The organism is Pseudomonas sp. 29 (genome assembly GCF_002754355.1).
Lineage (GTDB): Bacteria > Pseudomonadota > Gammaproteobacteria > Pseudomonadales > Pseudomonadaceae > Aquipseudomonas > Aquipseudomonas neuropathica.
In genome coordinates this window covers 3,162,699-3,177,568 of the sequence record NZ_PEEY01000001.1, presented here as the reverse complement: position 1 = coordinate 3,177,568, position 14,870 = coordinate 3,162,699, and the positions used below count along the sequence as shown (strand labels likewise).

Below are 14,870 nucleotides of genomic sequence, written 5' to 3'. Positions count from 1 at the left end.
GAGTAGCAGACAGCGCGCTTTGTTAGCGCTACCATCGACAGTATTGGCAAGCCGCACATAGAGCGTCCAATACTGAAAAATTACTTTTATATGCGATTTGGTTTTTAAGAAGGATCAAACCTTGAGCGAAGAAAAACCCCGCAAACGCCGTGGCGCCGGACGTGTAACGCTGAATGCCGTGGCGCGTGAGGCCGGGGTTTCGGCGATCACCGTGTCACGCTATTTCAACCAGCCTGAGCAGGTTTCGCCCGAGCGTCGCGAGCGGATTGCGGCGGTGGTGGCCGAGTTGGGTTACGTGCCGAATCTGGTGGCCGGCGGGCTGGCCTCGGCGCGGGGGAAAATCGTCGGCATGGTGATCCCGAATATCTCCGGGCCGATCTTCGCCAATACCATTCAAGGCTTCAGCGATACGCTCAGTCGTTATGGCTATCAGCTGTTGCTGGCGTCGAGTTACTTCAGCACTGAACAAGAAGAAAACGCCGTGCGTGCGTTTCTCGGCTGGTCGCCGGCGGCGCTGGTGCTGACCAGTCACTTTCACAGTGCGGGCACGGAAAAGATGATCGCCGAGGCGGATGTTCCGGTGATCGAGACGTGGGATTACCAGCCGGCGCGTGAGCCGATGCAGATCGGTTTTTCGCATTTCGAGGTGGGCGTGACAGCCGCCAGATATCTGCTGGAAAAAGGCTACCAACGTATCGCCTTCGTGCAGAACAGTGCGCCGGGGGACTTCAGCGCCCTGGAACGCCGCGATGGTTACGCGGCGACCTTGCGTAAATCCGGCCTGGATCCTTGGGTCTACGCCCCTGACGCTGATCGTGCGCCATTCGAGGCCGGCAAACAGGCGATGGATGCGCTGATGAATGCCTCACCGCGCCCCGACGCAATCATTTTCGCCAACGACAACCTCGCCGCCGGCGGCCTGCTCGCCGGGCAACGCGCCGGTTTCAAAATCCCCGAAGACTGTGCCGTTCTTGGCTTCGGCGATTACCCGTTCGCCGAGATGCTTTTGCCGAGCCTGAGCACGATCAAACCACCGGCGCTGGAGATCGGCGTACTGGCCGCAACACGCGTATTGGAAAGTCTTGGCGTGTTGCCGAGCGACGAGGTGCAACGGCTGAACCTGCTGCAATGCCAGGTCATTGAGCGCGAAAGCACCTGATGAATATGGTAGGGGCTGGATTGGCTATGCTCTAAAGAACACCGAGGTGGCCCTATCGCGAGCAGGCTCGCTCCCACAGGGATTTCCTGTGTACGTAAAATTTATGTCCAGCCGAGATCCATTGTGGGAGCGAGCCTGCTCGCGAAAGCGATCCTTCAGGCAATGCACCTCCACCAGGCAGAACCCGCCATGCACACCGCCATCATCATTTTCTTCGGCCTGGTCCTGCTCGCTCTGATGCTCTACATCGGCGAGCGCATCGGCTTCAGCCGCCAGACCATGGCCTACGGCTTCGCCGCCCTGTGGCTGGCGTTGACGGTGATTAATGGAGCGGTGGGCGTGGTGCATGCCGGCCAGTCCGTGGGTTCGGAAATAGCGATTGGCAGTGCGGTATTCGGCGTGCCGATGGCGGCGATGGTGTTGTTCATGGTGCTGAGCGCCGAATCCTGAGCGGACCCGGCGCTCAGGCGCCGATCAACGTACCAAGTGCAGGAACTGCATATGGCGTTCGTACTGATCGAGGATGTCGTTGATGATCTGTTCTTTGGTGTAGCCGACCAGATCGTAGTCCTGACTGCCCTCGCTCAAGTGCACTTCGGCGCGGTAGTAACGACGATTGTTGAGCTGCTTCGAGCCCATCCCGCCACGCGCGAACGACGGCGTAAAGTAGCCGCGCATCTGCACCTGATAGATGAACGGATGCGCATCACCATGGCCGATTTCGAGGCTGACGCTGTCATTCGCCGGATCCGGCTGGGTGACCACGTTGAGGCCTTTCTCGACGAACACCGCCGTCACTTCTTCAATCGCCGGGCGCACCGTGGTGTCCATGAAACGGTACACCTCGTCACGCGACGGGAAGTGCACCGCCTGACTCAGCCGCTGACGCCAGCCGCCCGTACCGCGCCGTGAACCGGAGACCGGTGCCAGCGAGTGCAACTGCGCGATCTGCTTCTGCGACTCCAGATAGAACGCCTTGTGCAGACCCCACATCATCAACAGCAGGATCAACGAGAACGGCAACGAGGTCAGCACTACCGCTGATTTCAGCGCATCGATGCTGCCGGAGAACAGCAGCGCACTGGTAATCAGCGCGGTCATCGCGCCCCAGAACACCCGCAGCCATTTCGGCCCGTCTTCGTCCGGGTTGCCACCCTTGGCCGACAAGGTCGAGAGCACCACGGTGCCGGAGTCGGCAGACGTCACGAAGAACACGAAGCTGATAAACACCGTCACAGCGATGACGGTTTTGCTCCATGGGTAGGTTTCCAGCAGCAGGTAAATGCTCATCGACGGGTTGTCGATGGCCGACATGCCCAGCGCGCTCATGCCGTGGTTGAGCACTTGATCCAGCGCGCTGTTACCGAAAATCGACATCCACGCGAGGGTGAAACCGAGCGGAATCAGCAACACGCCGAAAACGAATTCACGGATGGTCCGGCCACGGGAAATCCGTGCGATGAACAGGCCCACGAACGGCGACCATGCAATCCACCAGGCCCAGTAAAACACTGTCCAACCGCCGAGCCAGTCGCTCGGTTTGTCGTAGGCGTAGAGGTCGAAACTCTTCATCGGCAAGGCGCCGAGGTAGTCGCCAAGATTCTGGATCAAGGTGTTGAGCAGGTGCTGGGTAGGCCCGGCGAACAACACGAACAGCAGCAGCGCACAGGCCAGCAGCATGTTGATGTCGGACATCACCCGCACGCCTTTATCGACGCCGGAGACGGCAACGATGATCGCCGCGCCCATCATCAGCGTGATCAGGCCGACTTGAATCCACTGGGTGTGAGCGATGCCGAACAGGTAGTCGAGACCGGAGTTGAGGTGCAGCACCCCAAAACCCATGTCGGCGCCCAGACCGAACACCGTAGCGATGATGCCGAAGCCGTCCACAGCATAACCTATGGGGCCGTTGATGCGCTTGCCGATCAGCGGATACAGCGCCGAACGCAAGGCCAGCGGCAGGTTGTGACGGTAAGCGAAATAGGCCAACGCCATGCCGACGAAGGCGAACACGCCCCAGCCATGCAGGCCCCAGTGCAAGAACAGAATCTGCATCGCCTGACGCGCCGCATCCGCCGTGCCCGCCTCGCCTTGCGGCGGCTGGAGCATGTGGGTCAGCGGTTCTGAGACGCAGAAAAAGAACAGCGTGATGCTGATCCCGGCGGCGAACAGCATGCCGGCCCAGGACAGGTAACTGAATTCGGGCTCGTCGTGGTCGGCACCGAGTTTTATCTTGCCGTAGCCGGATAAGGCGGTGACCACCACGAAGACCAGATACAGGGTCATCGCGAGCATGTAGTACCAGCCGACCGTATTGGCCGCCCAGTTTTGCGCTTCCAGCAGCCAGGCGCCTGCCTGCTCCGGCATGGCGATGACAACGAGACCAAACAGCAGAATGACCGTCGCGGCGAAGTAGAACACCGGCGGATTCATGCGTACCAGACCGCTGGCGGGGGTAGACGATGCACTCATGAAACGTGCACCTCGAAGGGTTGAAACGTGGCTGAAATGATCGGACTCAGCAAAGGCAAGCCTCCTGTTGTGAGCGGGCAGCGAACCACCGGTTTAACTTGAATGAACGTTCAAGTTAAACATGGATAGGGTGGCAAGGACTAATCGTACGGCTAGGCGGTAGTTTTCCTACGCTAGCTCAAGGATGGGTATGACGCGGGTTTGAGGGTATTCGTTCACTGGAGAATTGGCTGATTGCCATTATCTTGATTTGGTCTGAAAATCATTCGCGAGCAGGCTCGCTCCCACATTTGAAACGCATTCCAGTGTGGGAGCGAGCCTGCTCGCGAAGAGGCCAGATGCCGCAACGCAATTTCAGAGCCTACTTCTGCGTCCCGTCATCATGCTGCAAATTGGCCTGAGTCAAATTGCACCCCGCCGGCACACTCCGCGTCAGCCACACATTGCCGCCAATGGTCGAACCCTTGCCAATGGTGATCCGCCCGAGAATCGTCGCCCCGGCATAAATCACCACATCGTCTTCAACAATTGGATGACGCGGATGGCCCTTCTGCAACTGCCCGTCTTCATCTGCCGGGAAACGCTTGGCGCCCAACGTCACCGCCTGATAAATCCGCACCCGCTCACCAATGATCGCCGTCTCGCCGATCACCACGCCCGTGCCGTGATCGATAAAGAAGCTACGGCCGATCTGCGCGCCCGGATGGATATCGATACCGGTCGCCGAATGGGCGATTTCCGCACTGATCCGCGCCAGCAACGGCAAACCGGCGCGATACAAATGGTGCGCGAGACGATGGTGAATCACCGCGAGAATCCCCGGGTAGCACAGCAGCACTTCATCGACACTGCGTGCCGCCGGATCACCGTGATAAGCGGCCAGCACATCGGTGTCGAGCAGCGTGCGCAGGCCCGGCAGTGCGAGGGCGAAATCCTGCACGATCTGAATCGCGCGGGCTTCGACTTCGGTGTCGGCCTGGGCACTGTGACGGGCGACGTAACGCAACTCCAGGCGGGTCTGCGCCAGCAACGCATTCAGCGCGACATCGAGGGTGTGGCCGACGTAGAAATCTTCACTCTCTTCGCGCAGATCCACCGGGCCCAGGCGCATCGGGAACAACGCGCCACACAATGCTTCAAGAATCTCCGCCATCGCTGCGCGGGACGGCAACTCGCGACCGCCCTGCTCGCCGGACGCCCGGCCGTTCTGTGCCCGCCACTGATCCCGCGCGCTGCGCAGTTGACTGACGATGGTCTGCAATTGCCAATGGCTGGAACGCTCGCTCACGGTAAAGACTCCTCACGGGCGGCCGGACTGTCTGGCCGCGTCAACGGCGCCTACTTTACGGCATGCTCGCGAAGGCGAATTAAGAACCGATAGTGCTGGGCTCAGTTCATTTGGCTATAAGCGATTCACGGTTGCCCCTGCAAAAGCGCGTGCCTATAGTCCTTTCATCTTCCTCCGCCAGTACGGACCCATGATCAAACAACAGCTGGACCGCTTTGACCGTCTCGACCTGCTCGGCCACCCGACGCCCCTGGAAAAACTCGAACGCTTGTCCACCTGGCTCGGCCGCGAGGTGTACATCAAGCGCGATGACCTGACGCCGCTGGCCATGGGCGGCAACAAATTGCGCAAACTCGAATACCTCGCTGCCGATGCCTTGGCGCAAGGTGCCGATACGCTAATTACCGCCGGTGCGCTGCAATCGAACCACGTTCGTCAAACCGCCGCACTCGCCGCCAAACTCGGTCTTGGCTGTGTGGCGCTGCTGGAAAATCCGCTGGGCACTGACGACAGCAATTACACCGGCAACGGCAACCGCCTGCTGCTGGATCTGTTCGATACCAAGGTCGAACTGGTCGACAACCTCGACAACGCCGACGAACAACTGACCGCCCTCGCCGCCCGCCTGCGCAGCAACGGCAAGAAGCCGTATCTGGTGCCAATTGGTGGCTCCAATGCGCTCGGTGCGTTGGGCTATGTGCGCGCCGGTCTGGAACTGGCCGAGCAGATCAACGACACCGGCCTGAATTTCGCCGCCGTGGTGTTGGCCTCGGGCAGTGCCGGGACGCACAGCGGTCTGGCATTGGCGTTGAGCGAAGTGCTGCCGCAATTGCCGGTGATTGGCGTGACGGTTTCGCGCAGTGAAGAAGATCAGCGGCCGAAGGTTCAGGGACTTGCCGAACGCACGGCGGCGCTGCTCGGCGTCGAACTGCCGGCCAGCTTCAAGGTCGAGTTGTGGGACGAATATTTCGGCCCGCGTTATGGCGAGCCGAATGCCGGGACGCTGGCGGCGCTGAAGCTGCTGGCGAGTCAGGAAGCGGTGTTGCTTGATCCGGTTTACACCGGCAAGGCCATGGCAGGTTTACTCGACGGGATTGGTCGTCAGCGCTTTGATGAAGGCCCGATCATCTTCCTGCACACCGGTGGCGCGCCAGCGTTGTTTGCCTACAAGGATTTCCTGTAACAGAAGATCAAAACGGCAGCTCCTACAAGTGATCTCATGTAGGAGCTGCCGCGGGCTGCGATCTTTTTCCACAGACAATACATATTCCAATAAAGAATAACATTTCAAATATTAAGTATTTTCAAGTCTAACGCAGACATCTTATAGTCTCGCCGCAGGCGAATTTCGCGAGAGACGCATAAGCTGCTTTAAGGCAGGATAGCGCTGTCGTCCGAATCACCCATTCGCCAACTTTCCTTAAGCGTCTTCCATAAGAAAACACAGGGGCTTGTCATGAATTTTTCCGCACTACGTCGCAATCTGCTGGTGGGTTCGCTGGGCCTTGCGCTGAGCGCCGGCCTGATCGGCCAGGCAGTGGCCGGTGAACAGTTGCAACAGATCAAGGACAAAGGCGTTATCAACGTCGGCCTGGAAGGCACTTACCCACCGTTCAGCTTCGTTGATGCCGACGGCAAGCTGTCCGGTTTCGAAGTTGAATTCTCTGAGGCGCTGGCCAAAGAGCTGGGTGTGAAGGTCAAACTGCAGACCACCAAGTGGGACGGCATCCTCGCGGCGCTTGAGTCCAAGCGTCTGGATGCAGTGATCAACCAGGTGACCATTTCCGAAGAGCGCAAGAAGAAGTATGACTTCTCCGAGCCGTACACAGTTTCCGGGATTCAGGCGCTGGTGCTGACCAAGAAAGCCGCCGACCTGAACATCAAATCCGCTGCCGATCTGGGTGGCAAGAAAGTCGGCGTGGGCCTGGGCACCAACTACGAGCAGTGGGTCAAAGCCAACGTGCCGACCGCTGACGTGCGCACTTATGAAGATGATCCGACTAAATTCCAGGACCTGCGTGTCGGCCGTATCGACGCCATCCTGATCGACCGTCTGGCCGCACTGGAATACGCCCGCAAAGCCAAGGACACCACTGCCGCAGGCGAACCGTTCTCTCGTCAGGAAGCTGGCGTTACCTTGCGTAAAGGCGAGCCTGAACTGTTGGCTGCAGTGAACAAGGCTATCGAAAAGCTGCGCGCCGATGGCACGCTGGCCAAGCTTTCGGAAAAATACTTCAGCGCTGACGTCACTAAATAATGGAAGCAACTTTCCAAATCGTACGGGAGGCCATGCCCTTTTTGCTCAAGGGCATGTACTTCACGGTCATCCTCAGCCTCGGTGGCATGTTCTTCGGCTTCCTGCTCGGCTTCAGCCTGGCGTTGATGCGTCTGTCGCGCTTCAAAGTGGCGAACTGGATTGCCCGCATCTACGTGTCGTTTTTTCGCGGCACGCCGTTGCTGGTGCAACTGTTCGTGATCTATTTCGGCTTGCCACAGGTGGGGATCGAACTCGATCCGATCCCGGCTGCCCTGATCGGCCTTTCGCTGAACATGGCGGCCTACATTTGTGAAATCCTGCGATCTTCGATCAGCTCGATCGAACGCGGTCAGTGGGAAGCCGCCGCGAGCATTGGCATGACCCGCGCGCAAACCCTGCGGCGGGCCATCTTGCCGCAAGCGATGCGTACGGCATTACCGGCGCTCGGCAACAGCTTCATTTCACTGGTCAAGGACACTGCACAGGCCGCCACTATCCAGGTGCCGGAGTTGTTACGTCAGGCGCAGTTGATCAGCGCACGTAACTTCGAAATTTTCACCATGTACCTTAGTGCCGCACTGCTCTACTGGATTCTGGCCACGGTGCTTTCGCACTTCCAGAACAAGCTGGAAGAGCGGGTCAATCGGCACGACCAGGAGTCCTGACCCCATGATTGTCGTGGAAAAACTGACCAAGCAATTCAAGGGTCAGGTCGTGCTCAACGGCATCGACCTCGAGGTCAAGGAAGGCGAAGTCGTCGCGATCATCGGCCCCAGCGGGTCGGGGAAAACGACGTTCCTGCGCTGCCTGAACTTCCTTGAACAACCCACCAGTGGCCGGATCAAGGTCGGCGATATCGAAATCGATACCAGCCGCCCGCTGAACCAGCAGCAAAGTCTGGTGCGCAACCTGCGCCAGCATGTGGGCTTCGTGTTCCAGAACTTCAACCTGTTCCCCCATCGCACCGCACTGGAAAACGTCATCGAAGGCCCGATCGTGGTCAAGAAGATGCCACGCGACGAGGCAATTGCGTTGGGCAAAAAGCTGATGGCCAAGGTCGGACTCGCCGGTAAGGAAGACGCTTATCCGCGTCGTCTTTCGGGTGGTCAGCAACAGCGCGTAGCGATCGCCCGGGCGCTGGCGATGGAACCGGAAGTGATTCTGTTCGACGAGCCGACTTCGGCGCTTGACCCGGAACTGGTCGGCGAAGTGCTAGCGACGATTCGTGGACTGGCTGAAGAAAAACGCACCATGGTGATCGTCACCCACGAGATGGGTTTTGCTCGTGACGTGGCCAACCGTGTGGTGTTTTTCGATAAAGGCGTGATCGTCGAACAAGGTGAAGCGAAGGCATTGTTTGCCAACCCGAAAGAAGAACGTACTAAACAGTTTCTCAGCAAGTTTCTGAATCACGCCTGATAACTTTTATTGCATCACCGATAACTTCCACGGATGGAAGTCCCCTTTATAAAACATCTACCTGCTTCAGCCCCCTCTCAAACAAAACATATCCCTAACAGTACATATATATGTTCTGCAACAGATAACACCCGCCTCCTTCCATGCCACATCAAATGATAGCGCTCAAATAAATCCGCGCATAAAACGCCGAGAAAGCCCTGTGCCTCGTGGTTAATTTCGCCTGACCACCTAGGCATATGGCCGCAATGGCGTAGGAAACTTCTGATTAATTCGTAATTCACGGATTAACTAATATCGTCTATTGACACCCCATCCCGCAGACTCTTATCTAGTCGGCAACCGGCATCAACTAGTTCAACCACCCCGTCTTCAACTTGAATAAAAGCCCAAAGCTTTATTGCCAGTTTATTCACGCTTTTTGTTCTTTCAGAAACGGACTTCGCTGCAAGGCTTCAAGGAGAGAAATCGATGACCCGCACTTCGCACACCCCCGAACTGGCAGCGCCGACCCTCGCGCCAGCGCAAAAAACCGGCATCAATCTGGCTGCCGCCGCACACCTCTTGATCGAGGTGTCGCCCTACCCTGATATGGACAGCGGCGATCTCATCGAGCTGTTCTGGAACAAATGCTATGTCGCTTCCAAAGTGCTGACGGCGGATGACGTCGGCATAGCCGTCAGCCTAAGGGTGCCGGAAAGCTTCATCACCAACGGCACCGCGCGCATCCACTACCGGGTGATGCAGGTCGGTCAGGGGCCGGCGTTTTCGGCGGCGACGCGCGTACAGGTCAAACTGGACTGCCCCGGCGGGCAACCCACGGCGCTGAGCGCAGACGAAAATCAGCAACTGGCCCCGGTGGCCATCCCCGACGCCATACGCCGTCAGGGCGTCAATCCGAACCAGATTAAACGCGGTGTGCCGCTGACCATCGAGCCGTATCTGAATATGGCCGAGGATGACGCCATCACCTTGCGCTGGGGTGACGTGCGCATGGATCTGGCACCGGTCACCGCCGCAGATATCGGCTTGCCGATTCAGGTCTGGGTACCGCCGTCGGTGATCGTCGAAGCAGGCGAGGATCTGCGCCTGGACGTGACGTATTGCATTCTCGATCGGGTCGGCAACAACTCCCGCTGGGCACCGCCCCGCACATTGAAAATCGGCTGCGCAAATCCTTATCTGAAAGTCCCGCTCAGGCCCGAACTCAAAGCCGCCGAATCCCGCAAGCCCTGAACACAATGCCCCTGTGGCGAGAGAGCAAGCGCCCTCGCCACCGGATCATTCCAGCCGCAAAAAAATTCTTAACCAACCCGACCATCACCTCTTCTATGCATATTCCTAAAAGTTAGTTTATTTAATATTTATACACGTTTAGGGTATATAAACCGGACCACCGGACATTCATTCGTTCGCCGCACTTTTGCGGCGTTTTTCATGAGATGTGAGGTAGGTAGCATGGTCCGGAACACAATCACCCCAGTGCAGATCGCCAGGGCATTGCGTGCAGCCAAGGAGCGGCACTGATGTCCAGTCTGGCAGATGCAAACGTCCAGTCTGATCTGGACATCGCCCCGTTGTTGTTGCCTGCGCAGGTCTTGCGCAACGACGCCCAAGCCATCAACGCCGCCCAAGAGCTGGCACAAGTCGCCCGCGTGCAGGCCGCGAAACGCGACCGTCAGCGCAAGCTGCCGTGGTCGGAAATCGAACAGTTCACCCGCAGCGGATTAGGCAGCATCGCCATCCCGCGCGAATACGGTGGCCCGCAGGTTTCATTCGTCACTCTGGCCGAAGTGTTCGCGATCATCTCCGCCGCCGACCCGGCGTTGGGGCAGATCCCGCAGAACCAGTTCGGCATCATCAATCTGGTACTCGGCAGCGCCACCGAAGCGCAGAAACAACAGCTATTCCAGAGCGTTCTGGAAGGCTGGCGCATCGGCAACGCCGGTCCTGAGCGCGGCACCAAAAACACCCTGGAACTGAAAGCGCGGATCACCGCCGATGGCGATGATTACGTGATCAACGGCCAGAAGTTCTACTCCACTGGCGCACTGTTTGCGCATTGGGTTGCGGTGAAAGCGCTCAACGATGACGGCAAGCAAGTACTGGCCTTCGTCCGTCGCGGCACGCCGGGGCTGCGCATCGTTGATGACTGGTCGGGCTTCGGTCAACGCACCACCGCCAGCGGTACGATTCTGCTGAACAACGTGCGTGTCGAATCGAGCCTGGTGGTCGACAACTGGAAGATCAACGAAACCCCGAACACCCAAGGCGCGGTGTCGCAGCTGATTCAAGCCGCGATCGACGCCGGCATCGCCCGTGGCGCCATTGATGACGCCATTGAGTTCATCAAAACCCGCGCACGGCCGTGGATCGACGCCAAGGTTGATCGCGCCAGCGATGATCTTTATGTCATCGCCGATATCGGCAAACTGAAAATCGAACTGCACGCCGCCGAAGCGCTGCTGCGCAAGGCCGGCAAAGTGCTCGATCAAGTGCACGCCGCGCCGATCACCGCCGAGTCCGCCGCACGCGCTTCTATCGCCGTGGCGGAGGCGAAAGTGCTGACTACCGAGATCTCGCTGTTGGCCAGTGAAAAGCTTTTCGAACTGGCCGGCAGCCGCGCCACCCTCGCCGAATTCAACCTCGACCGTCACTGGCGCAACGCCCGCGTGCACACGTTGCACGACCCGGTGCGCTGGAAATATCACGCGGTCGGCGCCTACCGCCTCAACGGCACTTTGCCGGCTCGCCATTCCTGGATCTGACGACCAGACATCTGGAGAAAAACATGACGCTTTCCCATCACGTCGCGGTCATCACCAGCGATGAGCAAGCCCTGATCGTCGCCAGCGACCTGGCCGAAGATTTCAAACGCGACAGCGCCCTGCGCGACCGTGAACGCCGCCTGCCTCTGCCGGAACTCGACGTGTTTTCCCGCTCGGGTCTGTGGGGCATCAGCGTACCGAAGGAATACGGCGGCGCTGGCGTGTCCAACGTGACTTTGGCCAAAGTCATCGCGCTGATCGCTCAAGCCGACGGCTCGCTCGGGCAGATTCCGCAAAATCATTTTTACGCGCTGGAAGTGCTGCGGGTTAACGGCAGTCACCAGCAGAAACAACGGCTTTATGCCGAAGTGCTGGCCGGGCAACGCTTCGGCAACGCCTTGGCGGAACTAGGTACGAAAACCGCTCACGACCGCGTCACCAGCCTCAAGCGTGATGGTGACGGCTATCGCATCAACGGCCGCAAGTTCTATGCGACCGGCGCGATTTATGCTCAGCGCATTCCAACTTCCGTTGTCGATGAAAACGGTGTGCAGCAACTGGCCTTCGTTCCGCGTGACAGCAAAGGCCTGACCGTGATCGACGACTGGAGCGGCTTCGGCCAGCGCACCACCGGCAGCGGTTCGGTGGTGTTCGAAGATGTGTACGTCGCGGCTGAAGACGTGCTGCCATTTCAAAGCGCCTTTGAACGTCCAACCACCGTCGGCCCGCTGGCGCAGATCCTTCACGCCGCCATCGACACCGGTATTGCCCGCGCCGCTTACGAAGACACCCTGCACTTTGTGCGCAGCAAGACGCGGCCGTGGATCGATTCCGGCAACGACAAAGCCACCGAAGACCCGCTGACGTTGAAGAGCTTCGGCCACTTGAGCATTCGCCTGCACGCCACGGAGGCGTTGCTTGAACGCGCCGGCGAATTCCTCGACGCTGCGCAAGCCGAGACCCGTGCAGAAACCGTCGCTGCCGCTTCGATTGCCGTCGCCGAAGCACGGGCGATCAGCACTGAAATCTCTTTGGCCGCCGGCAGCACGCTGTTCGAACTGGCCGGCAGCCAGGCGACCCTGATCGAACACGGCCTCGACCGTCACTGGCGCAACGCCCGCGTGCACACCTTGCACGACCCGGTGCGCTGGAAATACCACGCGGTGGGCAACTACTACCTCAACGATGAAAACCCTCCATTGCGAGGGACGATCTGATGAGCGCCGTGAAAAAGAAGATCCTGCTCAATGCGTTCAACATGAACTGCATCGGCCACATCAACCATGGCCTGTGGACGCATCCGCGCGACACCTCGACGCGCTACAACACCATCGAATACTGGACCGAACTGGCGCAACTGCTGGAGCGTGGACTGTTCGACGGGTTATTTATCGCTGACATCGTCGGCGTGTATGACGTCTATCAGAACTCGGTGGACGTGACGTTGAAAGAGTCGATCCAGTTACCGGTCAACGATCCGTTATTGCTGGTTTCAGCGATGGCTGCCGTGACCAAAAACCTCGGTTTCGGCCTGACCGCCAACCTCACTTACGAAGCGCCGTATCTGTTCGCCCGACGCATGTCGACGCTCGATCATTTGAGCCGTGGTCGGGTGGGCTGGAACATCGTTACCGGTTACCTCGACAGCGCTGCGAAAGCCATGGGCCTCAGCGAACAGGTCGAACATGACCGTCGTTATGACCAGGCCGACGAGTACCTGGAAGTGCTCTACAAACTCTGGGAAGGCAGTTGGGAAAACGGCGCGGTACTGAATAACCGTGAGCAGCGGATCTACGCCAACCCGGAAAAAGTGCACAAGGTCGAGCACAAGGGCGAGTTCTATCAGGTCGAGGGCTATCACCTCTGTGAGCCGTCGCCACAGCGCACACCGGTGCTGTTTCAGGCCGGCAGTTCTGAGCGCGGTTTGCTGTTCGCCGGGCGTCACGCCGAGTGCGTGTTCATCAGCGGCCAGAACAAACCGTCGACCAAGGTTCAGGTCGACAAGGTGCGCGCCAGCGCCGTCGAGGCCGGGCGCAATCCTGAGGACATCAAGGTGTTCATGGGCCTCAACGTGATCGTCGGCGCGACCGAAGAAGCCGCGTGGGCCAAGCACGCCGAGTATCTGAGCTACGCCAGCGCCGAAGCCGGCGTGGCGCATTTTTCCGCCTCCACCGGCATCGACTTTTCCCAATACGAGATCGACGAACCGATCCAATACGTGAAGAGCAACGCCATTCAGTCGGCGACCAAAAACCTGCAGAACAACGACTGGACCCGGCGCAAATTGCTCGACCAGCATGCCCTCGGTGGCCGCTACATCACCGTGGTCGGTTCGGTTGATCAAGTGGCAGATGAGCTGGAATCGTGGATCGCCGAGACCGGCCTGGATGGGTTCAACCTGACCCGCATTGTTACGCCGGAGAGCTATGTGGATTTCATTGAGCTGGTGATCCCCGAACTGCAACGACGTGGGTCGTACAAGACCGCGTACGACAACGGCAGCTTGCGCGAAAAGCTGTTTCACGGTGCAGCGCAGCTACCGGAGCAACACACCGGCTCTTCGTACCGGCATTAAAAGCTTCGCGAGCAAGCTCGCTCCCACATTTGGAATGCATTTCCCTGTGGGAGCGAGCTTGCTCGCGAAGAGGCCCGACCAGACACCACAAATCTTATGCACTGACTGGAAAACTCATCATGACCAAAAAACGCCTGTCCCACCCAGTCAAAGCACTGGCCCTGGCCCTCGGCCTGTTCAGCTCAGCCATCTTCGCCGCCGACGCCCCGTTGAAAATCGGCACCACCGCCGCCTTCGCCATCCCGCTGGAAGCCGCTGTCGAAGAAGCCTCCAAGCAAGGTCTGAAAGTCGAGCTGGTGGAGTTCACCGACTGGATCGCACCCAACGTCAGCCTCGCCGCCGGCGACATCGACGTGAACTACTTCCAGCACATCCCGTTCCTCGAAAACGCCAAAGCCGCCGCGGGTTTTGATCTGGTGCCATTCGCCCCGGGGATCATTAACAACGTCGGTCTCTATTCGAAAAAATACAAAAGCTTTGATGAGTTGCCCGAAGGCGCCAGCGTCGCCATCGCCAACGACCCGATCAACAGCGGGCGTGGTTTGCAATTGCTGGCCAAGGCCGGTTTGATCACGCTGAAGCCGGGCGTCGGCTACAAGGCTACTGAAGACGATATCGTCGCCAACCCGAAGAAAATCAAAATCCTCCAAGTCGAAGCCGTGCAATTGGTACGCGCCTATGACGACGCCGATCTGGTCCAGGGCTACCCGGCCTACATTCGTCTGGCGAAGACTTTCGATGCCGGTTCGGCGCTGCTGTTCGACGGTCTCGACCACAAGGAATACGTGATCCAGTTCGTCATCCAGCCGAAAAGCAAAACCGACCCGCGCCTGATCAAATTCGTCGACATTTACCAGCATTCGCCGGTTGTTCGCGCGGCGCTGGATAAGGCCCACGGCAAGCTGTATCAAGCCGGTTGGGAAAGCTGA

13 protein-coding genes are annotated in these 14,870 nt (G+C 58.8%); 11 read left to right on the top strand and 2 right to left on the bottom strand.

Features of this window, described 5'->3' with window-relative positions; all coding sequences use genetic code 11:
* The first annotated feature begins 121 nt into the window (after nt 1-121).
* Entirely contained in the window at nt 122-1,159 is a 1,038-nt protein-coding gene (locus CLU80_RS14775; RefSeq protein WP_095047092.1) for a LacI family DNA-binding transcriptional regulator, read from the top strand.
* Between the two features lie 189 nt (nt 1,160-1,348).
* Entirely contained in the window at nt 1,349-1,609 is a 261-nt protein-coding gene (locus CLU80_RS14770) for a hypothetical protein (protein ID WP_007949845.1), read from the top strand.
* A 24-nt stretch (nt 1,610-1,633) separates the two neighbouring features.
* Here CLU80_RS14770 and betT read toward each other — a convergent pair whose 3' ends face one another.
* Complete coding sequence (gene betT / locus CLU80_RS14765) at nt 1,634-3,595, bottom strand: choline transporter BetT (RefSeq protein WP_163030199.1); 1,962 nt, start codon at nt 3,593-3,595, stop codon at nt 1,634-1,636.
* A 400-nt stretch (nt 3,596-3,995) separates the two neighbouring features.
* Nucleotides 3,996-4,922, bottom strand: a complete 927-nt coding sequence (epsC, locus tag CLU80_RS14760; RefSeq protein WP_016983653.1) for a serine O-acetyltransferase EpsC — start codon at nt 4,920-4,922, stop codon at nt 3,996-3,998.
* Between the two features lie 190 nt (nt 4,923-5,112).
* Here epsC and CLU80_RS14755 point away from each other — a divergent pair, with 190 nt between their 5' ends.
* From CLU80_RS14755 to CLU80_RS14715, 9 genes are all read left to right on the top strand, one after another.
* Nucleotides 5,113-6,105, top strand: coding sequence for a D-cysteine desulfhydrase (locus CLU80_RS14755; protein ID WP_093440586.1), 993 nt, complete (start codon nt 5,113-5,115; stop codon nt 6,103-6,105).
* Between the two features lie 273 nt (nt 6,106-6,378).
* The gene (tcyJ, locus tag CLU80_RS14750; RefSeq protein WP_095047088.1) at nt 6,379-7,179 is read left to right on the top strand and encodes a cystine ABC transporter substrate-binding protein; all 801 of its coding nucleotides are present in this window, start codon (nt 6,379-6,381) and stop codon (nt 7,177-7,179) included.
* Nucleotides 7,179-7,844, top strand: a complete 666-nt coding sequence (tcyL, locus tag CLU80_RS14745; RefSeq protein ID WP_099757708.1) for a cystine ABC transporter permease — start codon at nt 7,179-7,181, stop codon at nt 7,842-7,844. Before tcyJ ends, tcyL begins: the two co-directional genes overlap by 1 nt.
* 4 nt (nt 7,845-7,848) lie before the next feature.
* Nucleotides 7,849-8,598, top strand: coding sequence for an L-cystine ABC transporter ATP-binding protein TcyN (gene tcyN, locus CLU80_RS14740; protein WP_093440573.1), 750 nt, complete (start codon nt 7,849-7,851; stop codon nt 8,596-8,598).
* Between the two features lie 471 nt (nt 8,599-9,069).
* On the top strand, nt 9,070-9,834 hold the full coding sequence (locus CLU80_RS14735) for a hypothetical protein (RefSeq protein ID WP_099757707.1): 765 nt from the start codon (nt 9,070-9,072) through the stop codon (nt 9,832-9,834).
* Between the two features lie 290 nt (nt 9,835-10,124).
* A complete protein-coding gene (locus tag CLU80_RS14730; protein WP_095047084.1) occupies nt 10,125-11,366 on the top strand; it encodes an SfnB family sulfur acquisition oxidoreductase in 1,242 nt (413 codons plus the stop codon).
* Nucleotides 11,367-11,389: 23 nt separating this feature from the next.
* Nucleotides 11,390-12,583: an SfnB family sulfur acquisition oxidoreductase gene (locus CLU80_RS14725; RefSeq protein ID WP_099757706.1), complete on the top strand. Its 1,194-nt coding sequence runs from the start codon at nt 11,390-11,392 to the stop codon at nt 12,581-12,583.
* Complete coding sequence (locus CLU80_RS14720) at nt 12,583-13,941, top strand: LLM class flavin-dependent oxidoreductase (RefSeq protein ID WP_099757705.1); 1,359 nt, start codon at nt 12,583-12,585, stop codon at nt 13,939-13,941. Before CLU80_RS14725 ends, CLU80_RS14720 begins: the two co-directional genes overlap by 1 nt.
* 119 nt (nt 13,942-14,060) lie before the next feature.
* Nucleotides 14,061-14,870 (top strand): MetQ/NlpA family ABC transporter substrate-binding protein, encoded by an 810-nt coding sequence (locus tag CLU80_RS14715; RefSeq protein ID WP_099757704.1) that lies wholly within the window; start codon nt 14,061-14,063, stop codon nt 14,868-14,870.